The sequence below is a fragment of the Bacillus pumilus genome (assembly GCF_003431975.1).
GTDB lineage: Bacteria > Bacillota > Bacilli > Bacillales > Bacillaceae > Bacillus > Bacillus pumilus_N.
Window position 1 is genome coordinate 3,635,356 of the sequence record NZ_CP027116.1, and the last position, 26,525, is coordinate 3,661,880.

Below are 26,525 nucleotides of genomic sequence, written 5' to 3' on the forward strand. Positions count from 1 at the left end.
TCTACACATCCTTATGTTCTTTTTGATGATGGTTCATGAGGTGTATAAGAATGTTTTTCACTCGTTCGGTTCCTTTTCCATCAATGAGTGATCGTCCATTGAGATGAATGCTCCTGCGGAGAAAGTAGCTGCCGGAAAGTCTTCGAGCAGCACGCCAGATATCCTTTTCATCCACAAGATCACCTAATCCAAGATGATGACAGGCTCCATTTTGCGCAAAACGAGCGGCAGTCACTGCTTGGTGGTCTACTTGTGAAAGGACAATACTGGGTACTCCGATACAGACGGCCTCATATAACGTCATCCCGCCAGCAACAATCGCCAGATCGGCTTCCGCAAGATGGGCAGGTAATTGATCCGTATGGCGAATGAATTGAATATGTGCAGCCTCGATTTGTTCTTCGACACGAGAGGCTTTTCCCGCAACTGCTAGAATGTGTAAATGCCTAGCTTCAAGGAGTGAAGATACAACCTTTAATAACAATCCACCTGGATCACTTCCCCCAAGGCTGACAACCACCTTTTTGCATTCTTTTCGAACCTCATATGTGTCTTTTAATTTGCTGATCTCGTGATCTAACAATAAATAAGGTGTTCCATAGAAATAGTCCGTTCCATTTACTTGCAGGTGCTTTTCGTCCAAACCACCATAAATGCCGTTTACGACAGCATCGGCAAGCTGGCAGGCTTCTGCTCTTTCTTCCTCAAACAAGACCAGCTTTGCATACCGAGAGGACGATTTGATCGACCGAAGGAACTGAAGGTCACAGTCAAGGACATCAACCAATAGAAGATCAGGATGCAGCTCTTTGATATCCTGCTCCATTTGAAGGGATACGTTTGATTCCTGCACCAAATGAACGTGCCACTCTGGATGTGAGAGCATTTCTACACACATCTGTTCATTTGTATAGAAATATAAGTCGTCTCCTTCTTGAATCAATTCCTTTGCCAGCCTTTTCATTCTGACGACATGCCCCATCCCTCTTAAAAAACCACCGTACACAACAATCATGATTTTTTTATTCATTCAGCATCCTTCTGTCTCACAAATTGATTCAACCGAACAATATCAGGATCTTGTTCACAAATGGTGATGAGCTCAGCTGTAGGCATAGCAATAGCTCCACCAGCTTTCTCAAGTAAATGGGTGGCAAATACGTAATCTTCTTCTGTATCAATTGTGAATCGATAAGCAGGATATGCGAGTTCTTTGGGCGGTGTGAATAATTGCAGTTGAAATCGTTCAGGATGCTTACGGATATACAACGTGACATGCTCACGTTCCGGCTGCGCGAGGGGAAAATTGTCGATTTCACGTAAAATGGTTGCATTGATGATTTCCCCGGAAATACCGAGTGGCGTTCCAGTCGTATACGTGTAATCAGCCTTCCTCTGTCTATGTTCTTCAAGCATTTTCGACAAAAGCGCCGGATCTATAAATGGATTATCTCCTGTTAAACGCACAATAGTTTGTGGTTCAAAATGCTGGACGATTTGTGCGAATCGATGCAATACATCCATCTCACTGCCACGAAATACCTTATAGCCTTTTGATAAACAATAATGAGCCAACAGGTCATCTTCTGCTTCGACTGTTGTGGCGATCATGAGGTTCTGCGTTTTGTGATTGTAATGATCTGATTGCTTTACCCGTTCAACGATGAAATCAATTAGCGCCATACCACCTATCGGCTTCATCACCTTTTTTGGCAGTCTTGTTGAGCCCATTCTAGCCTGTATGACAAAGAGTACATCATTGATCATGTCGGGACTCCTGCATGAGCACATCTTTCCACGAAACGCCTGTATGGGCTGGGATGTCTCTGACAGCCTTTGTGCCAAGTAAAATCTCCATGTACCTTGGATGAAGACCTTGGCTTTTTTGTCCTGGACGTAATACAGCTAGGTTTTCCGCTGTCAACGCCTCGCCCTTTGCAATACCTTTTGTCGTAAAAATCCCTCGATACGCAAATTCACGAATCGGCCCTTCAATGGCTGTTGTCGTTTTATAAGAACTGCCAAGGAGCTCCTCTGACACAGAATGAGCGTCTGTTTCTGATTGCTTTCGGTCCTTTTCAGCCGCTCGAATATGCTGAACCATTTCCTTTAATTCCTCTGGATCAAGTGCAAAGGAATGATCGGCGCCAAGCAGCGTCTTATCTACGGTAAAATGCTTTTCAATCATTGCTGCCCCAAGCTTCACAGCGGCAACAGGCGCTTCAGTTGGATGCTCACTATGATCGGAAAAGCCGATGACTGCCCCAGGAAAAGCGGAGGCTAAGGTTTGGAGCACACGAAGGTTCGTGTAAGCTCTAGGAGCCGGATACTTTGCGACGCAATGCATGATGGCAACCTGATGATTTTGCTCACTTGTAATTGCCTCATATGCTTCATGTACATCTGCAATGGTTGCTCCGGCTGTTGAAAAAATAATAGGCTTTTGAAAAGAAGCCGTGTGACGCATCAAAGGCAAATGATTGATTTCATAGGATGCCAGTTTGAACGCTGGCGGATCGGTTTGATTCAATAGATCAGCAGATTCCTCGTCACACACTGTGCTTAAAAAGATCAGCCCTTTTTCCTCACAGCGCGTCAATAGCGCCGGCAGCCATTCTGGCGGCAGCTCCATTTGTTCTACTAAAGAAAAAATGGATACTTCTTCTCCCTTAGCTGTTTCGTATAAACCAGGTTCCTTTTGATACATCCGATCAGCTTGGAACATTTGAAACTTTACCGCATCGGCACCTGCTTCTTTTGCCACATCAATCAAAGCAAGCGCCTGATCCAACTTTCCATCGTGGTTAATGCCTGCCTCTGCAATGATAAAAACAGGCGCACCATCCCCCACTTTGCGATCTCCAATATAGAAATGCGCCATCTTACCTCTCTCCTTTTTTCGGCCATACATGGTAATACAGAAAAGTATTCATTGTCCTAAATCCCATCTTCTCGTACAGCTGGATCGCAGGAATGTTATGCAGCTGCGTTCCAGCGGAGATGAAGCTATATTGTCTGTCATGAGATACTTTCATCATCTCTACAAACAACCTTTTTCCGATCCCTTTTCCCTGAATATCTGATCTAATGGCAAAAAGCTCAATCCCCATTTTATTATCTATGGCCTTTCCTTGAATCATGCCCACCACTTCATCGTTCAGCTTTGCTACGAGATTGATATCTGCACGCCCATACAAATTATTCCTCATCCACTCCTGATAGAAATGCTGAACAACATGCTGGTCTAGATATGGATCAAGTGCATAGCGGCTTTTCACAAAAGCCTGACCACCGAGTGAAACCGCCTCATCGTATTCCTTTTCATCCGGCAGACTAATCACCACATCTTGACCTGATAATGGCATCTCCATTTGAGCAGGCGGTGCCTCAAGTCTAGTGAGACCGCCGACATAATACACATGTGATAGTTTTTGGACAATACGGTTTTTTTCAAGATCAGCCGCATCAAGTCGTAAAAAGAAGAAATCGCATTTTTCGCTTCTCATCCAAATGATGAATCGCTCCATCAATTCTTTAAAGAGTAGCGCTGATTCAGCTTCCACAAACTTCACATGAAAAATATGCTGATTAAAAATGCCACTCTCCCATTTAGACCAGTCGTATAACAGCACCGCTTTGAGCTGGGCGCCGCTGACGAGGGCAAATTGTTTGAAACCGTTCATGTATTCCGCCCGATGATCATATTTCTCTAGCCAAGCGGCAAGCATCTGATCGTCTATTGCATGAACGACCTTCATGACGATGCCTTCTTATCTTTTAAAATAGACAACACTGCGGTGATGACATCCTGCACATCTTCATCTGTCATACTTGGATAAAGCGGGAGTGAAAGAGTTCGTTTGTAATAAGTGAGTGATTCAGGGAAATCCTTTGGTGAATAGTTGTAGGTTTGCTTGTAATATGGATGAAAATGAACAGGAATAAAGTGAACGCTCGTGCCAATTTTATACTCCTTTTGTAGCTGATCAATCATGTCATCTCGTGTGATGAATGCTTCTTCTGGATCAACTTGCAGCACATACAAATGCCACGCATGTCTTCCCTTGTCGTGGACAGGCGGTAAGATCAAACCTGCTTCTTTTTGAAAAGCCTGGTTGTATGCCTTTGCAATCTGTTCTCTGCGGGTCTGCATATTTTCCAGCCGGCTTAGCTGAACGAGCCCTAACGATGCTTGCACGTCAAACATGTTCATTTTATAGCCGGGTTCCTCGACCTCGTAATACCACGTTCCCTTTTCTCCATAGCGATTCCACGCTCCCTTACTCATTCCGTGGAGCGCTAGTCTTCTGATTCGAGCTGCAAGTGCATCATCATTTGTCGTCAGCATGCCGCCTTCTCCGGTCGCTATATTTTTCGTTGCATAAAAGCTAAAGGCGGTCGCATCACCAATTGATCCAATGGGCTGATCGTCATACGTCGTATAGAGGGCATGGGCGGCATCCTCAAGCACAAACAAATCATATTTTTTGGCAATGGCTAAAATACGGTCCATATCACATGATTGACCAGCAAAATGAACAGGTACAATCGCTTTTGTATGTGGTGTGATGGCCGCTTCTACTTTCTCCGCATCCAGATTGAGTGTCGCAGGATCAATATCCACGAAGATAGGTGCTGCCCCCGTATGGATGATCGTATTCGCTGTTGCGCAGAACGTCAGAGGCGTTGTGATCACCTCATCACCAGCCCCAATGCCTCTCGCCTTTAACGCTAAAAATAGAGCAGCTGTACATGAATTGACAGCTATCGCGTGTTTTGCACCTGTCAGCTGTCTAAATTCTTCTTCAAACTGCCTTACTTTTGGTCCGGTTGACAGCCAGCCGGACTTTAATGTTCCAATGACTGCATCAATTTCTTCCTGTTCAATCAAAGGCAGTGCATAAGGGAGAAATTGTGTTCTCTTTTGTTCCATATCACTTGCCCCCTTTTCTTATCTCTTAAAATCCACACCTGTTTTTGTTTTAAGCAGAGAAAGCAGAACATCGGTAGAATGCACATGTGGATAATTTTCTTTAACAAAAAGGGCACCTTGCTGTTTAGACAGCTTCATCTCTTGTTCATCCGACAAAATATGGATCGCTCTCTCAGCAAGTTCAACTGGATTTTCCATATGATAGCTGCCAAACGACTCATAATAAGGGTACCTTCTCCCTTCTGTCATCTTCCCAATCAACACACTTTTTTTAAACAGCATGGCTTCAAGCCCGACAGTTGATGTAAGCGTAATGACCATATCCATATATGGCAGCAGGTCATATAAGTCGATTTCTTTTTTAATCAATCTCACTTGGCTCGCTCCCCGCTCAATGGCCTCATAATCTTTTAAGCGGTTTCGGGCCATTTCCCATGGGTGCGGCTTGATGATCAGCTGGGTATCTTTCTGTTTTGCAAGCGTTTTAAGGACATTTCCATAAAAGGCCTCTGAAAATGGCTGCGTCGCCACAAGTACTGTCTTTTTGGCTGGGCTGAAATTTAATTTACGAAACAGCAAATCCTGTTGAAGTGGCTTTCGTTCATGCACCAAATCAAACCTTGGATGCCCCGTCATCTCCACCTGTTCAGGCTGACACCCTTTGTCTACATACCAGTCCTTTTCATACTTCCCAAACACCCCATGAAGTGTTGTGAAAATCGGTAAAAAGGCTTCATCACCCATGAGCGCACCATGCTGAAGACAAATACTAGTGATTTGACGCTTCACTGTTTGCAAAGCCAGCACTCGGCTGTAAACATCCTCCGTCGTACCAACAACAACGGCTGCAATTGGATGCTTTTGAAATAACGCCTCTGTCTGGTCAATCACATCAATAAATTGCACAATGTCCTTCCGAAGTTTTTCTTGAAAAAAATCATTTCCAAAAACAGGATGCTGCGCGTAAGGTTTCAGTAGAGCGTTTGCTTTTTTAATATATTTAGCATGGGCTTTATTATTAACCTCTCCCACTAAATCCGGCTTACTGATAACTGGTAATCCGAAATAATCAGCCTTTTTCCAGCGGGCCAACACCACCGTTTTGTTCGGATGAAATCGTTTATAATTATTTTCAGTAAAGCGTAGGTGTTCGAAGTGAAGCAATGCCTTTCCACCTGCCGGACGATATGCGATACGCTTAATCTTTTGTTTGTGCTGATCAAAAAATGGCTGAATGTCTTGCGGCAAAGGACGAGTGGTAGTCAGTTTGTGACCAAACGCTTCATCTTCCATTCGTTCTCTGACCTCTGGGCTGATATATTGATAAAAATTGCTGATTAATCCAAGAGGAATTTGACGGTAAGACAAGCCTTTCATTAAATTCACATACTCAAAGTATACCTGCCAATAATGATGAATATAGTGCGTCATTCAGGTTACCTCCCATATCTCTTTTTTAATACTCGACGAAGCTCCCAACAGGAAGACTGCGGGGGAAGTGCTTTTACAAAGTCACTTTTTTCTTTTTCTGCCAGCTGATAATGAATCGACTGTTCTGTGATGTAATTCGTATCGAGTACTTCGTTATAAGGATAGAACGGATAAAAATGATTTAATCTAAAAAAGAATCGAGCATCCCCTAACTGATAAAAACGCGGACTCTCGTCCCAGTAAGATTTAAACTCAGCATGAATTCTTTTTAAAATGGACGCGCGATGAACAACTGAGCAATGATCAATGGCACATGGTGCATTCCATTGCACAGTTTGCGCACGACGAACGATTTCCTTTACTGGCTCTTTTTTGCTATTTAAATAGATAACTTTTGAACCAGAGTAGACAATATTTTCATTTGGACGGGCATCTAAATAATTCGTGAGCTTCTCTAAACGTTCCGGCGCATAGACATTGTCATCTGTCGCATAGGAAATATATTCGCCCTTCGCCATTTCTAATGCCTGATTAATGAGTACGGCATAGCGGGTTTTCGCCGTTCTTTCTTTCAGCGTTTTGACACCGCTTTGGATAAAATGGACGCGCGGATCCTTGCGAAAAGGCTCAATAGCAGCCAGAGTTTTTCCGTTTGATCCATCATCCATGATAAAAAGTTCAAGATCTGACAAAGTCTGTTGCAGCACCGCTTCAATCGATCTGCCAACATAATCCGCCTTGTTGTAGCTCGTCATAATGACAGTTACTTTTGTCAAAGTTTTCACCTCAGTCTCTTTTAAACTATGATTACTATATGTGTCTTCTCTTAAAGAGACTGTAGAATGACCTATTTTTTATAAAATTGTATTTTTTATCGATCTTATCTTTGAAAAACGTGAAATTTTTGGTAATATAAGTAATCATTTATGTGTATTAAAGGAGTAAAAAACATTGGAAGCTATGAAGAGTGATCTCTCCCAAGAAGAAGAAGCAAAAGGATTTTTTCGATTTTTTAGAATTTTTGTGGCGACAAAAACGATTGTCCGATCATATCGACATTCCTCTATTCCAATTTGGCTGATGATGCTCCTTGCAAGTATCGCTGGTACGGGCTGGGTCTACGAAGGGTATTTTAGCGAGTATATGGGCAATCATATTCCATTTCCTTTTATTCTGTTACAAGGTGCGGGATATGGTATTCTAGCAGGTAATCTTGGGCTATTTTTCGGTGTACTCATCCTAAAATGGTTGGGGCGTCTTTTTTTCGGTATTCAAACGGCGTATCGAGGTGTACTGAAAGCCTGCACGCTGACGGTCTTTTTCCCTTCTGCTTTATTTGCACTCAGTTGGATTTTCACGATTGGAATGCTCGGTCCGTACACGTTTGTCAAAATCTCACCTTACTTAGATCAGCATTATGAAGTTTGGTATTATCTCGATTTTTTAACATTGATTGACGCTTATGCAAAGACGTGGATATTGGGAATGACTGTTTTAGGCATTGTCGCTGTAATGAAGCTGAAATTATGGCAAGCCTTTCTTATTGTGATTACACCGCTTGCGGCATGTTTTCTCATCATGACACTTTTATTTGATGTCCATCGGGCTTTAAATTGGATAATGTAAGGAAGATTGCACATCATATTCGTAAGCAACGAAGCACAGACCTGACAAAGAATGCGAGGGTTTGTCCGCGCCTATGGAACTGCACCGCAGTTCCTTTTTTTCGTTGAATGTACATATTCTCCCCTCCTGTCTCATAGTGTGAAAGAGAGAAAGAATGCTATGGAAACAACAGGTGCTTAAGCGCCTTCTGTTTAGAACACCATGAGGAAAGAGGAGGAACGTTATGAAATTGAAAAATCAATTTGGGCAAGGTTCGGGTTTCGAAGGTCAAGATTTTCGCCAGCAACAATATGGAGCAAATCCGTATCCTGCGCAGCAGATGGGTTATTCAGTCCCTCCCCAAACGCAGGGTCAAATGCAAGGACAAATGCAGCAGGGATTTTCGCCAATGCCGTCTACTGGTACATTACAAGGGGGGCAAGGCTCGCAGAGTGGCGGTCAGCCGTATCAAATTCCTTCTGGACCGATTTATCAGCAGAACGTCACCGGTCAGCTTCCGCTTGAACAGTCCTATATTGAAAATATTTTACGATTGAACCGCGGCAAGGTAGCCACGATTTATATGACATTTGAGGCGAGTAAGGAATGGAACTCGAAGATTTTCAGAGGCGTCATTGAAGCTGCAGGACGTGACCACATTATCATTAGTGATAACAAGTCAGGAACACGATACTTACTATTAACGATCTACCTTGATTACATTACGTTTGATGGGGAGATTCAATACGACTATCCATACTCTATGTCCACATATTCTCCGAGATAGATCATCGCAAAGCAAGGTGCAGAGGCCCTTGCTTTTTTCTTTTGATTAGGTTTTTGACACACCTTTAGACTGCTGATCATAAGATGCCTAGTAGTTTTTATCAAACACCTAGAGGTGACATCAATGACCGTTGAGCTGGATTATACATCACCCAATGTCAAATATTCATATGATCTAAATCAAAGCCCCCTTGTGAAATATGATCAGCATAATCTGATTAATGTTTTAGGAAAACAACAATTAAACTCGTTGGATCAAGTATCCCTTCTGGATATATATTTGAGTAAAAGCAAAGTCGTAGAGCCTCATTATCATCAAAATGCCGCAGAACTTGTTTATTGTATATCCGGCTCTGCAGCCGTCTCGATGCTGAATCCATTTACAAAAAAATTGCACACCTATACCATTACCCCTGGACAGGTAGCAAACGTCCCTCAAGGCTGGTGGCACTATGAAGTTGCCCTTCAAGACAAAACTCATTTGTTAGCTATTTTTAACGCATCTACGCCTGAAGTGATCCTAGGCTCAGACCTTCTTACCCTCACCCCTGCTCACATCATGGCACATACGTATTGCATGAACGAAACACAGTGGAAGCAAGCGACACAGCCTGTGAAGCCTAGTGCGTTTATCGGGCCATTTTGCCACCGGGAGGAGACGCCTCAGACACATCCTGTCCCTCCGTCTCACTACGTCCCTTATTACCAAGCACCGCCCAACTACGCCCCCTACTGGAATTAAGAAAAAAACCGATGCCCCTCTCAGAGCATCGGTTTTTTGGATTATAAATTTTTTGCTGCTGCAATGACAAGCATGATCCAAGAAGCGATAAACGCCACTCCGCCAATTGGGGTAATGGCACCTAGAATCTTCACCTGAGTCAATGCCAGTACATAAAGGCTTCCCGAGAAGAAAAGGATGCCTGCAAGCATCACCCAGCCAGCAGTTGGAACTAAGGAAACACCTGACAGCTTATCTGCAAGAAAAGCAACAATAAATAGTCCAATCGCATGGAACATCTGATATTGAACCCCTTTGTTCCAGATCTCTATATACTTTTCAGGAATTTTCCCTTCCAATCCATGCGCACCGAAGGCTCCAAGCCCAACAGCAAGCATCGCATTAATCGCACCTAAAATGAAAAATAGTTTCATTCGTCATTCTCCTTATCTCGTCAGTTATGTTTATCATAGCGCGGGTGACAGACGACATTCAACTTTCCCTTTGCGTTGACACGAGATTGTCGGATTTCTTCTTCTTTCGTAAGAGAATTTGATCGACCACGATCGCAATGAGTGTACCTAGAACCAGACCATTGCTTAATAATGAAATGAGTACAGGATGCATACCTTTCAAAGCTCCCTGCGGTACAAACATTGCCCCCACACCTGCTAACACCGCAATCCCTAGGACAAAGCGAATCCGTGGAATTTCTTCTTTTTCATACTGATCAAACTCAGACATCGCAATCCCAATCATAGAGGAGAACACCACAAAGTTTACAGCAAGCCCCACAGGTGATGGCATTGCGGAGAAGAAGCTCATGAGCAGCGGGAATAAACTAATGAGTACAATGAGTAGACTTCCTATGAAAAATGGTTTTCTCGACGGAATTTTTGTTGTCTGGATAAATCCTGCTGCCCCCGAAATAGGTACAGGCGCAATCGCACCGATCAATCCGCTCAGTAAATGACCAAATGCTGCGACAAAACCAGCCGGCCGAGCTCTCTTGCGCTCACGCAGTTCGCCAAATGCCTTCACTGAACTTTCCACAATTCGAATACTTGCTAGCATGTTCACAATGAGTAAGATCGTAATAAAAAAGGACGTGACAAGTAATCCACTGTCAAAGACCGGCATGCCGAATGGGAACAGCTTTGGAAACTCGATGATTTGTTCTGGAATTCGAACCGGCTTCGCCAATCCAAGTAGAGCGAATATCAGCCATCCGCCTGCAAGGGCAAACAACACAGAAAACTGCCTTAAATAATGCCATTTTGAGCGGCTGATCATGAAGGTCAGGATAATAATCAAGATCGATAAGCAAAAGACAAGCCCGTCCACCTGATTTCCTCGATAGCCAATGCCCATCAGTCCTTTCATGATCGGCTGACTTAGCTGTACAACTAAGAGCAGCAAGTAAATGCCTGTAACGACTGGCGTAAATAAAGACGCAAGCCAATTAATAATTTTAAAAAGACTAAAAATAAAAAAGAAAGCCGCACTAAAAATTAAAGCCCCTTGTAAAGCTTGCAGGGTTTCAGGATACGTCGCAAAGATTGTTCCTGTCATGCCTGCATAAAGGGTATACACACCCCACCAAAGCCCAGCTGGACTTTCGTTGATCGGCAGCATATGGCCACATAAACACTGCACCATCGCCACAAGACCAAGTGAAAAGAATGTACTCTGAATCAGCTCCGCCGCCTGCACTTGGTTCAATTCAAACGCTTGTGCAATCGCAATGGGTACAGCAATAGAAGCTGCGATAAAAAATGCCATCCACTGAATGGCGCCCAAAAATAGTTTCAACCCGATCACCTTCCCTTTGTCGTGACAAGACCATTAAAAATCAAAAATAGAATCACCGTTCCCATCTTTCTCTTTTTGCCTCTCTTCTTGATGCTGAAATTTCTTCGCACCGCTAGTGCCCATCAGCTTCTCTAGCATGGCATGATCTGGGGACATAGACGGCGCGGCCGGTGTCTGTATCGAAGAAGATGGCGAGATGACCGTCGGCTGCGGCGTTTGCATCTGTGATGGGGCATCAAGAATGACATCACATAGTGAAGAAATCGCCGCCACTTGACGTTTCACCTCTTCATCATTTCCACTTTGTTTCGCCTTTTGAACCGCTTCTTCCATTTTTTGAAGCAGACTTGATATATGAATATTCAAGGGTAGACCCTCCAATCTAAAAAAATCGTTTTCCAACATTATTTTACCAAATGAACAAACGAAATGGTTCATTTTTTCAAAGCAGTGCGCTCACGTCCCTCTTATTTGACCCGACATAGCCCTTCACACATAATAAAAGAAACAACATCGTTTATGAAAGGATTAAATAATGGACAAACTCACTACTCTTTTTCAGAAACAAAAAGTCTTTCAAAAGCCGCCGGTTGAAGAACGCCTCCGCCTCCTTAAAGACTTAAAAGCAGCCATCAAACAGCATGAGAAGGATATTTTACAAGCCTTAGCCCATGATTTACATAAATCCGAACAGGAAGCCTATACAACAGAGATCGGGATGGTGTATGAAGAAATCAATCATACCATCAAGCACCTTCACAAATGGGCAAAGCCAGCACGCGTGCGAACGCCTCTGACTCATATCGGATCGAAAAGCATGATCATCAAGGAACCTTATGGAAGTGTGCTCATCATTGCCCCTTGGAATTATCCTTTCCAATTGGCCCTTTCTCCATTAGTTGGTGCCATTGCGGCAGGTAATACCGTCATCTTAAAACCGTCTGAGCTGACGTCGCAAGTCTCACAAGTGATCAGTGCAATGGTGGAGCAAGTATTTCATAAAGAACATGCAGCTGTCGTAGAAGGCGGTGTAGAAGTCAGTACAGAGCTGCTGAAACTGCCCTTTGATTATATCTTCTTTACAGGCAGTGTGGCAGTCGGCAAAGTTGTCATGGAAGCCGCTGCAAAGCATTTGACCCCTGTTACACTTGAGCTTGGCGGAAAAAGCCCTTGCATCGTCATGCCTGATGCAGACATCAAACTAGCGGCGAAACGCATCACTTTCGGCAAATTCACTAATGCTGGTCAAACGTGTATTGCACCAGACTATTTGCTTGTTCATGAATCGATTAAAGAGGATCTTTTGCGCGAAATGACAGCCTGTATCCGTGACTTTTATGGTGAACAACCTGAAACACATCCGCACTTTGGGAAAAATGTCAGCCAGCGTCACTTTGACAGGCTCTCACAATTCCTTTCAAATGGAACGATCGTTACGGGTGGACAGCGCAATGAAGACGAGCTCAAAATCGCACCGACCATTTTAGACCACATCACATGGGAAGATCCTGTCATGCAGGAGGAAATTTTCGGACCGATTCTGCCTGTCATGACCTTCGAATCTCTGCATGAGGCAGCACATATGATCAAAGCAAGACCAAAGCCGCTTGCTCTTTACCTATTTACAACAAGTAAAGAAACAGAATCCTATATTCTAGACCATCTCTCATTTGGCGGAGGATGTATCAATGACACGCTCATGCATGTCGCTACTCCTTACCTGCCATTCGGAGGCGTGGGCGAAAGCGGCATGGGACGATATCATGGGAAAGAAAGCTTCTTTACGTTTACACATGAAAAAAGCGTCCTGCGCCAAACCAATCGCTTCGATTTTTCCTTCCGTTATCCAAATGCGAAAAATGGACTCGACTTGGTTCGTAAATTTTTAAAATAAACAGGACGAAGGGGCTTTCCCCTCGTCCTCTTTTTATTCAATATCTTGGATACACCAGTTGATTTCATCATTCCCCATTTGCTTTAAATAGGCGTTTACTTTTGAAAACGGACGACTGCCAAAAAAGCCGTTTCGTGCAGAAAAAGGACTTGGATGAGGTGACTCAATGATGTAATGCTTGTTTTGATCAATGCGTTCTTTCTTATTTTGAGCATGTCTCCCCCATAGCACAAAAACAACGGGCTGATCTCGTTCATTCAGCACATCAATGACGCGGTCTGTCACACGCTCCCAGCCCTTGCCTTTATGTGAATTCGCCTCGCCCTTTCTGACGGTCAATACAGTGTTTAAGAGCAGCACACCTTGCTCTGCCCAGCTCACAAGTGAACCATGGTTTGGAACAGGACAGCCAAGATCATCCTTTAGCTCCTGAAAAATATTCCTCAAAGATGGCGGATGTTTCACGCCAGGCTGAACAGAAAAGCTCAATCCATGTGCCTGCCCTGGGCCATGATAAGGGTCTTGTCCCAAAATCACCACTTTGACCTCTTCATAGGACGTCAAATGAAGCGCACGATAAACGTCATCCGGTTTCGGAAAAACGGTCTGCGTGCGGTATTCTTCCTTCATCCATTCACGTAATTCCTGATAATACGGCTGCTCAAACTCACTTTCCATCACCGCCCACCAGTTATCATTTAAAAATGGCTTCATTGTGTTTTTCCTCCCTCTACCTGCTGCGTTAGTCTTGAGATCATCGGTTTTCCGTCCCACACAATCTCACTCTCTGATTCTCGTTTTTTCATCGCTGGTTCTTCTAATAAGACAGCAAAGTTCGCTGTCGGCAGATCACCCAGCTCATGCTTTTCACTCAGATCATCTAAGTAGTTCTTTCTTGTTTCACCAAGATCACTAGATTGGTTTCCACCGCCGTCAAAGAACGCATAGATCACGCTAGCAGCCGGCACTCGTTTGACACGGGCATGCTGCGCGACACGTAAGAAAAAGTCCCAATCCCAGTAATGATGCATCGCTGGATCAAAATAGCCAATCTCATCGTGTATACAGCGTTTATACATACTGCCGGAAGGAACATAGGTAGAAAACACACGCATATCCTCAATAGCGGCTGTATAAGCAAACAGACGTCTTGACACCGGGAAGCGGGTCGCGCCTTTTTCTTCAAATGACACAATTTCTGCATCAGAGAAGACAAAATCGGCGTCCTCTAGTGCCTTACTCATTCGTTCGATATGACAAGGTGTAAAGTAATCATCGTCATCACTCAGCATGATGACATCGCCTGTCAGCTCCCGCACACCCACGTTTCTAGCATTCACATGCTGGACATTCTCATCTAAATGGATCAAGCGGATCGGTAGTTCAGGGTAGAGTTCCTGGATGATGTCGACTCGCTCGCCTGCATCATTCACGACCACAATTTCAAAAGGCTGTACGGTTTGTCTCGTAATAGATTCAAGCAGCTCACACAGTGCACTGAGCCGGTTATGTGTCACAATTAATAAAGAAATCTTCATATGCAGCTTACTCCTTTAATAGATTCGTCTTTTTCCATTAAAACATAAAATGACATTCTTCTCATGATATAAAAGGCGGTTTGATGTGACGGGAAAATGGGAATTTTTGAAGAAAAGGAGTGATGACGATGGAATACTTCACTGTAGAAAATAGCAAAGAAGCGAAACAGACCATTGAACAAATCCATTCTACAAAGGACGACGTTTTTGTTTTTGCATATGATCCTGAACGCTCTGATACCATAACGGAGCATACGGACGCCAAAAGCATGACAGCGGTCGATCAAGGAATTTTAGATCAACTTGCCAATGTCATCCGCACTCGGGATGATGAGCTCATGGCCAAAATCATGTCAGTTGGCGCCGATCAGGCATTAGCCTTAACACTTTTAGACGAATTGAAAAAAGGAAAATTGGTGATTTGTAAAAGGTAAAGGATGAGGCGTTCCTCACAGGGTGGAACGCTTTTTTATGTCGTTTCATTGTGATAAATGGGAAAGCTGATTATAATAAGAGGTAGAACAGTAACTGTTACACATCACATTGGAGGTTCAGCAACTATGTCTATGAATAAAGCACTCACCATCGCAGGCTCGGATTCAAGCGGCGGTGCAGGTATCCAAGCAGATTTAAAAACGTTTCAAGAAAAAAACGTCTACGGGATGACAGCTTTAACCGTTGTCGTTGCAATGGACCCTCATAATCATTGGGATCATCAGGTGTTCCCAATTGATACGGCGACGATCCGTGCGCAGCTCTCTACCATTGTAGAAGGCATTGGGGTAGATGCGCTGAAAACGGGTATGCTCCCAACGGTCGACGTGATCGAACTTGCAGCGGACACGATCAAAACATACGACTTAAAAAATGTCGTCATTGATCCTGTGATGGTTTGTAAGGGTGCGAACGAAGTCCTTTACCCAGAGCACGCTGAAGCACTGCGCGAAAAGCTTGCGCCACTGGCAACCGTCATCACGCCTAACCTTTTCGAAGCAAGTCAATTAAGTGGAATGGATGAGATCAAAACGATCGAACAAATGGAAGAAGCAGCAAAACGCATTCACGCACTTGGTGCCAAATATGTGGTCATCACTGGAGGCGGTAAGCTAAGCCAAGATAAAGCGATCGATTTGCTTTATGATGGACAAACCTTCGAACACCTTGAAACAGATAAGATCGACACAGAATACACACACGGCGCAGGCTGCACATTCTCAGCAGCAGTCACAGCTGAACTAGCAAAAGGCTCAGACGTGAAAGAAGCCATTTATGCAGCAAAAGAATTCATCACGGCTGCCATCAATGGCTCTTTCCAGCTAAACGAATACATCGGGCCAACAAAGCATTCTGCTCATCGTTTTGACAAATAGTACAGAAAAAACCGATTCGCCGCTTGGGTGAATCGGTTTTTATTTGTACTTACAAGCTCTTGTATATCTTCTCTATTCTCTCAAATTCATCACGTAAATCACTATCTATCATCAGGTCTTCCCGTAATCACTTTTAGAAACTCGATAAATGAACGACCTGATTCAATGAGTTGATATAAAAACTCTTTAAAGTCGGCCATCAATAGCTTATTTTCCAGTGATAACATAATCTCTCGATCGGATTTTCTCTCCAACTGTATTCCTAGGGGTAAACTTGGATAATAAACCTTTCCGTACCCTTTTTCCATAAGTCTTCTTTCGTAGCAACTGATGTACATGATCTTTAAATAAAAAAAGCATACCCGCACCCAGGTACACTCTTTCATCATACATTCATACCTACTTTTGCTGATCAGATTCTTTCGCCATTTTTCGAATAAAGGCTTCGATGGATTCAACAAATAAGGCATATTCTTTCATTTGTTTATACGTATCTGACAGCTTCTCTTTTAATTCTTCCTGCTCTAGAGAAGGTTCACCGAGAATAGATTGGACTTGAATGAGCAATTCTTTATATTCTTCACGTTTATCTTCAACATGATCTGCCATTGTCTCCAAGCGTTTTCTAGTCGTCGGCTGCTGTTTTGAATTCAAGTAAACAACCCCTTTTTGTCCTATCGCATTTGGATAAACGTCAGCCTCAGCTGTATATATTTTAAAATGATACCATAATTCCACTTATGATCATATATGTAAAACGTCATCAAACCGCATCCGGCCACCCTTGTATATACATGATATAGACCCTAAGATACAGGCTGAATTCACTAGAAAAAAGCAGATCAATGACCTGCTTCTGTTTGTAAATGCCATGTCTTCAGTTTCAGCTTTGTTTCATTTCTCCCACTGATCGAGATTGATTTATTTCCCGGGGAAGGAAAGTAACGTGCGGTAAATACTTCTCGGCCCCCATTTACAAAAATCTCAATCGACGATGCATCAATAAAGATATGAAGATCGTGTAATTCCTCTATTGCTACTTCTCGAACTTCTTTTGTTCGATCTTCAAATCGATCTCGCTCTAATGTCAGTTTGCCCTCATCTTTATCATAAATGATACGGGCTGCCGCACGAATACAGCATTCAAACCCTTTTTGTGTGTCAATTTGATCAATGAATACCTCTGCGCTCGTCATATCATCTATAGGAATAGATTGAACGGAGCGTTTGATATGGAAAACATGCTCTTGTTCATTACTCCTCAGTGCTTGGAGCTCAGTGACTGGCTTTTGAATCAGATGTCCGTCATCATCTAAATGGAGCTCTCTCGGGATCGTGAGGCAGTGAATCCATTGATATGAAATCGTTGGATGATGCTCTTCTCCTTGATCAGGCACTCCCATCCATCCAATTAAAAGACGTCTGCCTGACTCGTCTAAAAAGGTTTGCTGCGCATAGAAGTCAAAACCGCGATCCAGCTCCTCAAACGCTCCATGTGTATATTGATAGGTATGATCATTTAATCTCCCAACAAAATAGCCGGATTGATGGGTATTCTGATATTTTAAGCCCTCCGGCTCGAGTCCTTGCGGTGACACAATCAATACATCCCGGCCATCTAATTCAAATAGATCTGGACATTCCCACATATAGCCGAAATCCTCTAATCCATTTTTTCCACTGCCTGCAATGATGCCTTGAAACGTCCAACCGTCTAAAGTATCAGAGGTAAACAAGACGAGATTCCCTTTCAGATCAAGACTTTGTGCACCAAGAACCATGTACCATTGGCCATTTCGCTTCCATACTTTCGGATCACGAAAATGAGCGGTGAATCCTTCTGGCAGCGTCGCCACGACACCTTTTTTCTGAAAATGAATGCCATCCTCTGAAACAGCTAAACATTGATATGTCTCACGGTTCCCTTCTTCATCGCGAACGTTTCCAGTGTACATCACATACATATGTCCATCGTCTATGAATGCACTGCCAGAATAACAGCCGTTTTGATCAAACCAATCACTTGGAGCAAGGGCGGCTTCCTCGTGCTGCCAATTTACTAGATCTACCGAAGTGTAATGTCCCCAAAATTTTGCGCCATGTCCTGTTTTGAATGGCTGCCACTGATAAAAAACATGGTACACCCCATTCCACTGAATTAAACCATTCGGGTCATTTAAAAGACCGACTGGCGGCATTAAATGAAAATGCTGGCGGTACACATCTTTGTTCACCAAATGCTCATAGTTTCGAATACGTTCTGCTACCTTTTGACGAAGTGCTGCATCAATTGTTGTCATGACTGTGATCTCTCCTTGATTATTTTTCGACTTCTTTTACTTTAAAAATGATAGTGAGAGTAAATGAAACAGCAACAGCTATTAACATACCAATAACATAATTTACCACATTTTGTAAACCGAATGGCGCTGCAATGGCAATCATCGGAATACCCGTTAAGCCATAAGCGTTGGCTGCTACCTTCGTGAAGACAACAAATGCCCCGCCTAAAGCGCCTCCAATCATCGCAGCAATAAACGGTTTACGATAGCGGAGGTTGACACCGAATATGACAGGCTCGGTAATTCCTAGGAAAGCTGAAAAAGCTGCAGGAAGTGCGATTTCTTTTGTTTTCGCACGTTTCGCTAAGAAAAAGACAGCCAATCCCGCCCCGCCTTGTGCTACATTGGACATCGCCCAAATTGGCAGCAAATAGTTCCTTCCAATATCATTCAGCAACCCTGCTTCAATCGCATGGAAGCTATGATGAACCCCTGTCAGCACAATGAGAGAGTAGGCACCTCCGAAAATGAGTCCTGCTAAGAATCCTGCATGATCATAAATAAATGTCAGTGCATTCGAAATTCCTGTACCGAGCATTCTTCCAAGCGGTCCGACTGCAATAAATGTCACAAATCCAGTCACAATGACCGTCACAAACGGGGTCACAAGTAAATCAATACTGTTCGGAACCACTTTTCTTAAATTCTTTTCAACAAGACACATGATGTATACCGTCAATAAGACTGGAATGACGGTTCCTTGGTAACCAAGAAGGGCAATATCAAAATTGAATAGATGCATATATTCTGGTTTCGCATCCGTTAGGCCCCACGGGTTGAGCAGGTTCGGGTGAATCATGATCCCACCAATTACAGCTCCTAAATAAGGATTTCCACCAAACTCTTTCGCTGCACTGACCCCAATTAAAATCGGTAAAATGATAAAGGCTGCGCTTGAGAACATATCAAGCATTTGAAAGATCGCGGAGCTTGGGTCAACCCATTTGAAGGCTTTCATCATACCTAGTAGTCCCATTAATAAACCGCTCGCAACAATTGCAGGAATGATCGGTACAAAAATATTTGATAACGTCTTGGCAAAACGTGCAAGGGGATTCATTTTTTGTTTCACCGCTTCATCATGGCTGACAGGTTTTTGATTCTCGTCGTCTGCCTCAAGACCGGTCTCACGAGCAAAAGGCTCATACACTTTGTTAACAGAGCCTGTTCCAAATATGATCTGGAATTGACCCGAGCTTGAGAAGGCCCCCTTCACACCCTCAAGTTCTTCAATGGCATCTTTATCAATCAACGCCTCGTCTTTCATCACCAATCGGAGTCGTGTGGCACAATGCGTAGCACTGATGACATTTTCTTTGCCACCTAATAATGTTGTTAATTCTTTTGCTGTTTTTTGATAATCCATGTTGTCTCCCCCTTTTTTAAAGCAAAAAAGACCTAAAATTCACCAACGAGCAAAGGACATATATGTCCCCTCGTTACGCAAATTTTAGGTCTTGCCTGCCTGACAGTCACAATCCCACCATATTGAATTTTGATTACGCTTTCATCATAGTATATGAGCGTGACCTGCGTCAACCTCTTTTTTCGAATCAAAGGACCCATATACACTAATTAAAGTAGTGTGCATAAAAAAAAGCCTGCATGCAGGCATCATCATTTTAAACCAATTCGGCATCCTGCAGACGCTGGACATGCAGCGTGATGTAGCCGATCTCCGATTCAGGGAGATGAAGTCCGTATTCATTTTTTAACAAATCAGCAAGTCCAAGTGCACACCGGTAAGCCGAATCATACTTTGTTTGGATAAAACTCAGCATATCATCGTCCATGATTTGAAATGCCTCATTCGATTCCAACCTGCCTAATGCATACCTCAAATGTGTCACAAGCCGCTGATAGGAAATACTATCCTCATCAATTGAATGCTGAAAATAGCTTTCTATATGCTCAACCATTTCTTTGATCATCGTTGTATATTTCACGGTCTTTTTCATAGACTCCGTATTCATTTTGGCCGTATGAATATGAAGAGCCACATACCCTGCCTCATCGTCCGGCAGTTCAACCCCAAGCCGATCCTTTACATAACGAATGGCATACTTTCCAATATCATATTCCTGCTTATATAAGACTTTGATCTCACCAAGCAATTTATTATAGAGCACAATGCCTTTTTGAAGACGCTCAATGGCAAAGGATAAATGGTCAGTCAGTGATATGTGGATATGATCACTGAGTGGCATCATCAGTTCTCCCTCTGCATAGCTGATGATATGCTCTGCCACCTCAATATGCGCCTCTGGCAATGTCGCAAGAATTTGTTTGAATTTCTCATTTTCTTCACGCACAACAAAGATTTTCTCTATTTTTTGAACGGGAACGACGTCATTTTTCCCCTTCTGAAAAGCAATTCCAGGCCCCATCACAATTTTCTCCTGATCACCTTCCTTCACAACCACTGCATTGTTATTCAAGATTTTATATATCTTCAAGGGGTATCCTCTCCCACCAGATAACGTTTCTTATGTGGGATTTTACCCTGTTTCAAGTCTCATGTAAAGGTAATAGCGGACCAGCACGCGCCTCTCTCGCCGTCTTCTCATCGAGCATTATTAGGCTTTTCTGAAACGCTTTTTCTGTCCTGCGCTTCTTCTTCTTTTCTTCTACCAGCTTCTCTAGCTCTCTCTCTTTCACGACTTGAAAGAACCCATCATCCACTGCGGCTGCTTGAAAACGCTGCTGCTTCATCATCACACCAGGATTCACAAGCACATTCATCATAAAACCAAACCACACACTCAACCAGTTTTTGAAGCTCTTCACTGAACATCCCTCCGCTTTTCTTAGAATCTATCAGTTCTAGCAAAACAACTGATCCTATCATATCCCGAGAAAACAGAGAGGTTTGTCACAATCTGGGTGAAAAAACAAACTAGTTTTCAGAAGTTTTGTTGAAAAGTGCAGAAGATCATCACGTACAATGATGTTTGAATAAAAATTTTATACACACTCTATCCAAAAGATAAGCACACCTTATCAACAGGGTTTATCCACATATCAACATCCCTTTACTAGATTTTGTGTATGTGATTTTTTTATTTTCCATATATGTATCTAAATAATTGAGTTATCAACAGCTATTTGTGCATAAGTGAGACTTTATAAACAAAATAGGTCTTTGTAACTATGTAAAATAAGACCATTTTAGTAAAGGAATTGTTTTCATCGTATTGAATACTTAATAACGGGCAGTGAATCTTTCCTATTTATCCACAAAAAGAAAGGCTATCTCCCTAAAAACACAGCTAGAAAGGGGAAAATTAATGAAAAAGGTAATCTCTCGTGCTTCTGTTCTATTGTTCTCCACTATTTTTATTTTATCCACATTCTTTACAGGTCAACAGGCTGCTGCCGCTCCATCGAACAAACAGGTGGAATTGGAAAAAGCAGAAATCTTCGGTGAAATCAATGTCAATTCTAGAAAACATACCACTGTCATTGTTGAATTAAAGGAAAAATCCTTAGTTGAAGCTAAGCAAAAAGGCAAAGCACAAACGAAGGCCTCCCTCAAAAAATCTCGAACAAAAATAAAAAATGCAGCACTCAAAGAAATAGATAAAGCGAGTGTTCGTCAAGAATATGAAAAAGTCTTCTCTGGTTTCTCTATGAAACTTCCTGCAAACGAAATTCCGAAGCTGCTCGCAGTGGACGGAGTAAAAGCTGTTTATCCGGATGTTACATATAAAACAGATGAAGTGAAAAAGGAAAGTGTTCAGCTTCCAAATGAAGATGTCTCCCCTCTTATGGATAAAAGTGCTCCATTTATCGGTGCACCAAAAGCTTGGGATGCCGGCTACTCTGGGAAAGGGGTAAAGGTCGCTGTTATTGATACTGGAGTAGACTATACCCACCCCGATTTAAAAGGAAACTTCGGCTTATACAAAGGCTATGATTTTGTTGATAACGATTATTCTCCGCAAGAGACGCCTAACGGAGACCCTAGAGGCGAATCGACAGACCACGGTACACACGTCGCAGGGACCATCGCGGCAAATGGACAAATTAAAGGTGTTGCAAAGGATGCCACACTTCTTGCATACCGCGTACTTGGACCAGGCGGATCTGGGACAACTGAGAACGTTCTTGCAGGCATCGACCGGGCGGTTACTGACGGAGCAGATGTCATGAACCTCTCTCTTGGAAACAGTGTCAACAACCCTGATTATGCAACAAGCATCGCACTTGATTGGGCCATGTCTGAAGGGGTTGTCGCTGTCACATCGAATGGAAACAGCGGTCCGAACAGCTGGACAGTTGGTTCTCCCGGTACGTCAAGAGATGCCATTTCAGTCGGAGCAACTCAGCTTCCTTACAGCCTTTACAATGTGAAATTCCCGAACTATTCTACTGCAAAAGTAATGGGCTACTACCAAGAGAGTGATTTAAAAGCACTTGACCAAAAACAAGTCACACTCGTTCAAGCAGGTATCGGTGACGAAAAGGCATTTGAAAACATTGATGTTCAAGGAAAAGTCGCCGTGATTGAACGAGGAGCCATCGCCTTTGTTGATAAAGTCGACAACGCAAAAGCTGCTGGTGCAATCGGCGTTGTGATGTATAACAACACAGATGGAGAAATCCCAGTTGATGTACCGGGTCTTGCTCTTCCTACCATTAAGCTTTCAAAAGCTGAAGGAACGGCGCTTGTCAAAGCTATTGAGGCTGGAAACAATACAACAACTTTCTCCATTCAATTTGTCAAAGAACTTAGTGAGCAAGTCGCTGACTTCTCATCTCGCGGACCAGTTGTGGATACGTGGATGATTAAACCTGATTTATCAGCACCTGGTGTGAGTATTGTGAGTACGATCCCAACGCATGATCCTTCTCAGCCTTACGGATATGGCTCTAAGCAAGGAACAAGCATGGCTTCTCCGCATGTGGCAGGAGTTGCAGCAATCATTAAGCAAGCAAAACCATCGTACTCAACGGAACAAATCAAAGCATTGCTAATGAATACAGCAGAAAAACTATTTGACGCAAACGGCAGCCCATTCCCTCATAACACTCAAGGGACAGGCAGTGTTCGCATCATTGAAGCACTCCAAGCGTCTTCAATCGTTTCTGACGCCAGCTATTCTTACGGCACATTCTTGAAAGAAAAAGGCGTTCAAATCAAAACGAAGAAATTCAAGGTAAAAAACCTTTCAAAAGCACCGAAAACGTATACCATTGATTACAAATTCGATGGCAGCGGCATTCGTACAAACGGAACGAAAAAAATCACTGTCAAAGGAAATTCAACTGGGTCCTTTACGTCTGCGGTACAGGTGAAATACGGTAAAACCAAAAAAGGAACATACCAAGGCAGCATCACCCTTCGCGAAAATGGCAGAAAGGTCACAGAGATCCCAACTTTATTGATTGTTAAAGAGCCTGATTACCCGCGCGTCACCTCGGTTTCCGTAGAGCCGGATAACCGTGCTGGAAGCTATGTCATCAGCAGCTATCTGCCTGGCGGCGCTGAGAATCTTGCATTTCTCGTTTACTCGACAGATGGAGAATATTTAGGTGAAGCAGGAGTTTATCAACATGTTGATAAAGGAGAGCACCGAGTGAAGTGGAATGGTACGATCAATCAAGGCCAAAAGCTCGCGTCTGGTGAATATACAATGCTGGCTTATGCAAGTTTGAAAGGGAAATCAGACACTGTTCAAACGAAAGAACCTTTCGAAATTTACCCTGAATAAATGTGAATCACAAGAAAAGCCTTGCTTGAGCGAATATGCTCATCAAGGCTTTTCGATCATATATGGAGGAAAGAGAGATTGATGTTGATATTGCTATGGATCGTTTCTTTTTTTACTGCTTTTTTTCTAACGATCACCTTGGTGTATTTTCTCACCCTTTTACATGCGAAACATCCTCGTCCTTTTCATCAAGCATGCGAGCTGACGGTCTATGTATCCTTCATTTACCCGCTTAGTTTGCTGGTGACAGCCACGTTTTTGTTCATCATGATGCTCATTTTCCCCTTTTACTGGCTGCGCGGACGATAAACATACATACGTTATGCATCAAAGGCTTCTTTTAATAAACGATACGATGTGAGCCGGTCTTGCATGTGGTGAGTAATCGTCACAGCGATCACTTCATTTGTACGATACGCTTTCGCTAGTGCCGTCAGCTGTTTTTTCACAGAAGATGGCGTTCCAACCACCATCCTTTGACGATTGGCAGCCACTCGTTTTTGTTCATATGGACTGTAGGAATAAGCTTGTGCGGCTTCATATGAAGGAAAGCCCCTAAGGTTTTGCCCCTGTTCATTGGCAAGCAGAGATAAATCTAAGCTAACTGCCAGTTTTTCTGCGTGCTCCTCTGTTTCAGCACATAACACGAAAACTGCCACACTGACGCGCGGCTCAGCACCGAATGCTGAAGGTTCAAAGCGGTTGATATACTGCGCTACTGAGTCTTCTCCGCCTTCGCCATTGATAAAGAGAGCAAACGTATAGCCTGCACCTGCTTTCGCCGCTAGCCTCGCACTCTCTCCAGAGGAACCAAGCATCCATACCTCTGGTGCAGTCTCTACCTTCGGAGAAGCGGTTAAATGAGGCAGCGGGTAAAATTCATCCGCTAGGTCATGTAAATAGACCTTCAACTCTTCTACCTGCTCAGGATATTGATCACCTAGACGTTTTCGTTCACCGTTATGAAGGGCAATGGAGGAGATCGGCATACCACCGGGAGCACGTCCAATGCCAAGATCGATTCTGCCAGGAGACAGTGCTTCTAGAACCCTGAAGTTCTCTGCTACTTTATAGGCGCTATAGTGAGGCAGCATCACACCGCCTGAGCCAATACGTATGTGTGATGTAACGGCTGATAAATGGCCAAGAAGCACCTCTGGACTCGATCCTGCAAGCCGATTTGAAAAGTGATGCTCTGATACCCAAAATCGGTGATAGCCCCACTTCTCTGCCTGCTTTGCCAATTCAACTGTTTGCTTCAATGCCTCAGCAGGTGTTGCCTCTCCGATCAACGGAGATTGATCCAGTATGCTTAATTTCATCGTGCTACACCTCTTACAGAAAGCCCCCTCTCTCAATCGAAAGGGGGATTCCTTATTTATTTTCGATTAAAGCCCTTCTCTTTGACAAATTCTCCAAGGAAGGCACGCTTTGGCTGGCTAAAGCCGCGAAGCATCTGCTCGGACCAAGTATCTTTTCTTTCACCGTTTGTTCGTTCTTCATAATACGAGGAAATGCGATCATCGTATTCCTTTAAATAACGATCCACATGCGCTTCATCTTGCTGATATGAATTTTCATGATAAATAAGTTCAACTGGCAGACGTTCCTTTTGTGACGATTGACTGGCTGGATGTCCGACAACCAGACCAAACAACGGCAGCACATAAGATGGCGTTTCAAGTAATTCAGAGACTTCTCTCAGTTGATTACGCAGACCGCCAATGTAGCAGATCCCAAACCCCATTGATTCTGCGGCTACACTCATATTTTGCGCAGCCAGCGCCGCATCAATGACGCTAATGAGAAAGGCTTCCGTATTCTCAAGCGCCTCCTGATGATTTTTCCCTGCTTTTTTTGCAATATCATCATGGCGTTTCAAGTCTGCACAGAAGACAAAGAAATGCCCATTCTTCTCAACGTATGGCTGATTCCCAGCCAGTTCCGCAAGCTTGGCCTTCTTCTTCTGATCTGTGACACCAATCATACTGTACGCCTGTACATAGCTTGATGTCGAAGCAGCCTGTGCACTTTTGATGAGTGTCAGTACCTCTTCTTCGGACAAACGCTCGTCTGTAAACGAACGGATGGACCGATGATTTAATATCGTTTCTATTGTTTTATTCAATTCGAAGACCTCCTTCACTTCTACTATCATAAGACAAAGACATATGGCTTTTCAAAAATAAAAACTCATATGAAAAAAGACAGTCTATTCTTAGACTGCCCCAGCGTGTAGACAAACCCTCGCATTCGGTGTCAGTCCTGTGCGCTGGTGCTCACGAATGTCAAATTCGCTCCGCGCCAGTGCTCGTCCTTCCTAGACTGCAAAGGTTTTCTATCACGCTGAAAAGAAGACAAAGGACTAAAATAAAGATC

27 protein-coding genes are annotated in these 26,525 nt (G+C 43.3%); 8 read left to right on the top strand and 19 right to left on the bottom strand.

From position 1 onward, the window contains the following. Nucleotide 1 precedes the first annotated feature (1 nt). Genes C5695_RS18880 through C5695_RS18910 form a run of 7 tightly spaced genes read right to left on the bottom strand, consistent with a single transcriptional unit; the run spans nt 2 to nt 7,140 of the window. Nucleotides 2-1,030, bottom strand: coding sequence for a PseG/SpsG family protein (locus C5695_RS18880; RefSeq protein ID WP_117732454.1), 1,029 nt, complete (start codon nt 1,028-1,030; stop codon nt 2-4). Next, nucleotides 1,027-1,767, bottom strand: coding sequence for a cytidylyltransferase domain-containing protein (locus tag C5695_RS18885; protein ID WP_117732456.1), 741 nt, complete (start codon nt 1,765-1,767; stop codon nt 1,027-1,029). The genes C5695_RS18880 and C5695_RS18885 overlap by 4 nt, the downstream gene beginning before the upstream one ends. Next, complete coding sequence (locus tag C5695_RS18890; protein ID WP_117732458.1) at nt 1,757-2,881, bottom strand: N-acetylneuraminate synthase family protein; 1,125 nt, start codon at nt 2,879-2,881, stop codon at nt 1,757-1,759. Before C5695_RS18890 ends, C5695_RS18885 begins: the two co-directional genes overlap by 11 nt. A 1-nt stretch (nt 2,882) precedes the next feature. Continuing rightward, the gene (locus tag C5695_RS18895; RefSeq protein ID WP_117732460.1) at nt 2,883-3,758 is read right to left on the bottom strand and encodes a GNAT family N-acetyltransferase; all 876 of its coding nucleotides are present in this window, start codon (nt 3,756-3,758) and stop codon (nt 2,883-2,885) included. Beyond that, complete coding sequence (locus C5695_RS18900; RefSeq protein WP_117732462.1) at nt 3,755-4,933, bottom strand: DegT/DnrJ/EryC1/StrS family aminotransferase; 1,179 nt, start codon at nt 4,931-4,933, stop codon at nt 3,755-3,757. Before C5695_RS18900 ends, C5695_RS18895 begins: the two co-directional genes overlap by 4 nt. Nucleotides 4,934-4,951: 18 nt before the next feature. Further along, nucleotides 4,952-6,364, bottom strand: a complete 1,413-nt coding sequence (locus C5695_RS18905; protein ID WP_117732464.1) for a capsular polysaccharide export protein, LipB/KpsS family — start codon at nt 6,362-6,364, stop codon at nt 4,952-4,954. Between the two features lie 5 nt (nt 6,365-6,369). Continuing rightward, nucleotides 6,370-7,140: a glycosyltransferase family 2 protein gene (locus tag C5695_RS18910; protein WP_187441856.1), complete on the bottom strand. Its 771-nt coding sequence runs from the start codon at nt 7,138-7,140 to the stop codon at nt 6,370-6,372. A gap of 175 nt (nt 7,141-7,315) precedes the next feature. Between C5695_RS18910 and C5695_RS18915 the strand changes: the two genes are divergently transcribed. The 3 genes from C5695_RS18915 (at nt 7,316) to C5695_RS18925 (ending at nt 9,497) form a co-directional block, all read left to right on the top strand. Then, nucleotides 7,316-7,990, top strand: coding sequence for a YIP1 family protein (locus C5695_RS18915; RefSeq protein ID WP_117732468.1), 675 nt, complete (start codon nt 7,316-7,318; stop codon nt 7,988-7,990). 223 nt (nt 7,991-8,213) lie between these two features. After that, nucleotides 8,214-8,756 carry a spore coat protein GerQ gene (gerQ, locus tag C5695_RS18920; RefSeq protein WP_117732470.1) on the top strand — a complete coding sequence of 181 codons (543 nt, stop codon included), beginning with the start codon at nt 8,214-8,216 and terminating at the stop codon, nt 8,754-8,756. A 123-nt stretch (nt 8,757-8,879) separates the two neighbouring features. Then, entirely contained in the window at nt 8,880-9,497 is a 618-nt protein-coding gene (locus C5695_RS18925) for a cupin domain-containing protein (protein ID WP_117732472.1), read from the top strand. Between the two features lie 41 nt (nt 9,498-9,538). Here the strand turns inward: C5695_RS18925 and C5695_RS18930 are convergent, their stop codons facing one another. From C5695_RS18930 to C5695_RS18940, 3 genes are read right to left on the bottom strand one after another with little or no spacing between them, the layout of a single operon-like run. Then, on the bottom strand, nt 9,539-9,910 hold the full coding sequence (locus C5695_RS18930; RefSeq protein ID WP_003215282.1) for a DUF423 domain-containing protein: 372 nt from the start codon (nt 9,908-9,910) through the stop codon (nt 9,539-9,541). A gap of 58 nt (nt 9,911-9,968) precedes the next feature. Continuing rightward, on the bottom strand, nt 9,969-11,288 hold the full coding sequence (locus tag C5695_RS18935; protein ID WP_117732474.1) for a purine/pyrimidine permease: 1,320 nt from the start codon (nt 11,286-11,288) through the stop codon (nt 9,969-9,971). Between the two features lie 33 nt (nt 11,289-11,321). Beyond that, the gene (locus tag C5695_RS18940) at nt 11,322-11,654 is read right to left on the bottom strand and encodes a YwdI family protein (protein WP_117732476.1); all 333 of its coding nucleotides are present in this window, start codon (nt 11,652-11,654) and stop codon (nt 11,322-11,324) included. Nucleotides 11,655-11,823: 169 nt separating this feature from the next. Here C5695_RS18940 and C5695_RS18945 point away from each other — a divergent pair, with 169 nt between their 5' ends. Further along, nucleotides 11,824-13,182, top strand: coding sequence for an aldehyde dehydrogenase (locus C5695_RS18945; RefSeq protein ID WP_117732478.1), 1,359 nt, complete (start codon nt 11,824-11,826; stop codon nt 13,180-13,182). A gap of 33 nt (nt 13,183-13,215) precedes the next feature. On the opposite strand, the gene C5695_RS18950 is transcribed toward C5695_RS18945, so the two are convergent. Next, a complete protein-coding gene (locus C5695_RS18950; protein ID WP_117732480.1) occupies nt 13,216-13,896 on the bottom strand; it encodes a uracil-DNA glycosylase in 681 nt (226 codons plus the stop codon). Beyond that, nucleotides 13,893-14,720, bottom strand: coding sequence for a glycosyltransferase family 2 protein (locus C5695_RS18955; protein ID WP_117732482.1), 828 nt, complete (start codon nt 14,718-14,720; stop codon nt 13,893-13,895). The genes C5695_RS18950 and C5695_RS18955 overlap by 4 nt, the downstream gene beginning before the upstream one ends. 128 nt (nt 14,721-14,848) lie before the next feature. Here C5695_RS18955 and C5695_RS18960 point away from each other — a divergent pair, with 128 nt between their 5' ends. After that, nucleotides 14,849-15,154: a general stress protein gene (locus C5695_RS18960; protein WP_117732484.1), complete on the top strand. Its 306-nt coding sequence runs from the start codon at nt 14,849-14,851 to the stop codon at nt 15,152-15,154. Nucleotides 15,155-15,280: 126 nt separating this feature from the next. Continuing rightward, nucleotides 15,281-16,090 (top strand): bifunctional hydroxymethylpyrimidine kinase/phosphomethylpyrimidine kinase, encoded by an 810-nt coding sequence (locus C5695_RS18965; RefSeq protein ID WP_117732486.1) that lies wholly within the window; start codon nt 15,281-15,283, stop codon nt 16,088-16,090. 399 nt (nt 16,091-16,489) lie between these two features. On the opposite strand, the gene C5695_RS18970 is transcribed toward C5695_RS18965, so the two are convergent. The 5 genes from C5695_RS18970 to C5695_RS18990 form a co-directional block, all read right to left on the bottom strand. Then, nucleotides 16,490-16,744 (bottom strand): hypothetical protein, encoded by a 255-nt coding sequence (locus tag C5695_RS18970; RefSeq protein WP_008359596.1) that lies wholly within the window; start codon nt 16,742-16,744, stop codon nt 16,490-16,492. Nucleotides 16,745-16,932: 188 nt separating this feature from the next. After that, complete coding sequence (locus C5695_RS18975; protein WP_117732490.1) at nt 16,933-18,390, bottom strand: sucrose-6-phosphate hydrolase; 1,458 nt, start codon at nt 18,388-18,390, stop codon at nt 16,933-16,935. A 19-nt stretch (nt 18,391-18,409) separates the two neighbouring features. Then, complete coding sequence (locus tag C5695_RS18980; protein WP_117732492.1) at nt 18,410-19,798, bottom strand: sucrose-specific PTS transporter subunit IIBC; 1,389 nt, start codon at nt 19,796-19,798, stop codon at nt 18,410-18,412. Nucleotides 19,799-20,054: 256 nt separating this feature from the next. Beyond that, nucleotides 20,055-20,888, bottom strand: coding sequence for a PRD domain-containing protein (locus tag C5695_RS18985; RefSeq protein ID WP_117732494.1), 834 nt, complete (start codon nt 20,886-20,888; stop codon nt 20,055-20,057). Nucleotides 20,889-20,940: 52 nt separating this feature from the next. Further along, complete coding sequence (locus C5695_RS18990; RefSeq protein ID WP_117732496.1) at nt 20,941-21,219, bottom strand: hypothetical protein; 279 nt, start codon at nt 21,217-21,219, stop codon at nt 20,941-20,943. Between the two features lie 500 nt (nt 21,220-21,719). On the opposite strand from C5695_RS18990, the gene C5695_RS18995 reads away from it, so the two are divergent. Together C5695_RS18995 and C5695_RS19000 are read left to right on the top strand one after the other, a co-directional pair. Further along, the gene (locus tag C5695_RS18995) at nt 21,720-24,146 is read left to right on the top strand and encodes a S8 family peptidase (protein WP_117732498.1); all 2,427 of its coding nucleotides are present in this window, start codon (nt 21,720-21,722) and stop codon (nt 24,144-24,146) included. A gap of 81 nt (nt 24,147-24,227) precedes the next feature. Further along, a complete protein-coding gene (locus C5695_RS19000) occupies nt 24,228-24,455 on the top strand; it encodes a hypothetical protein (RefSeq protein ID WP_117733209.1) in 228 nt (75 codons plus the stop codon). 11 nt (nt 24,456-24,466) lie between these two features. Here the strand turns inward: C5695_RS19000 and C5695_RS19005 are convergent, their stop codons facing one another. Together C5695_RS19005 and nfsA are read right to left on the bottom strand one after the other, a co-directional pair. Further along, the gene (locus C5695_RS19005; RefSeq protein WP_117732500.1) at nt 24,467-25,468 is read right to left on the bottom strand and encodes an LLM class flavin-dependent oxidoreductase; all 1,002 of its coding nucleotides are present in this window, start codon (nt 25,466-25,468) and stop codon (nt 24,467-24,469) included. A gap of 56 nt (nt 25,469-25,524) precedes the next feature. Beyond that, a complete protein-coding gene (gene nfsA / locus C5695_RS19010; RefSeq protein ID WP_117732502.1) occupies nt 25,525-26,274 on the bottom strand; it encodes an oxygen-insensitive NADPH nitroreductase in 750 nt (249 codons plus the stop codon). Nucleotides 26,275-26,525 lie beyond the last annotated feature (251 nt).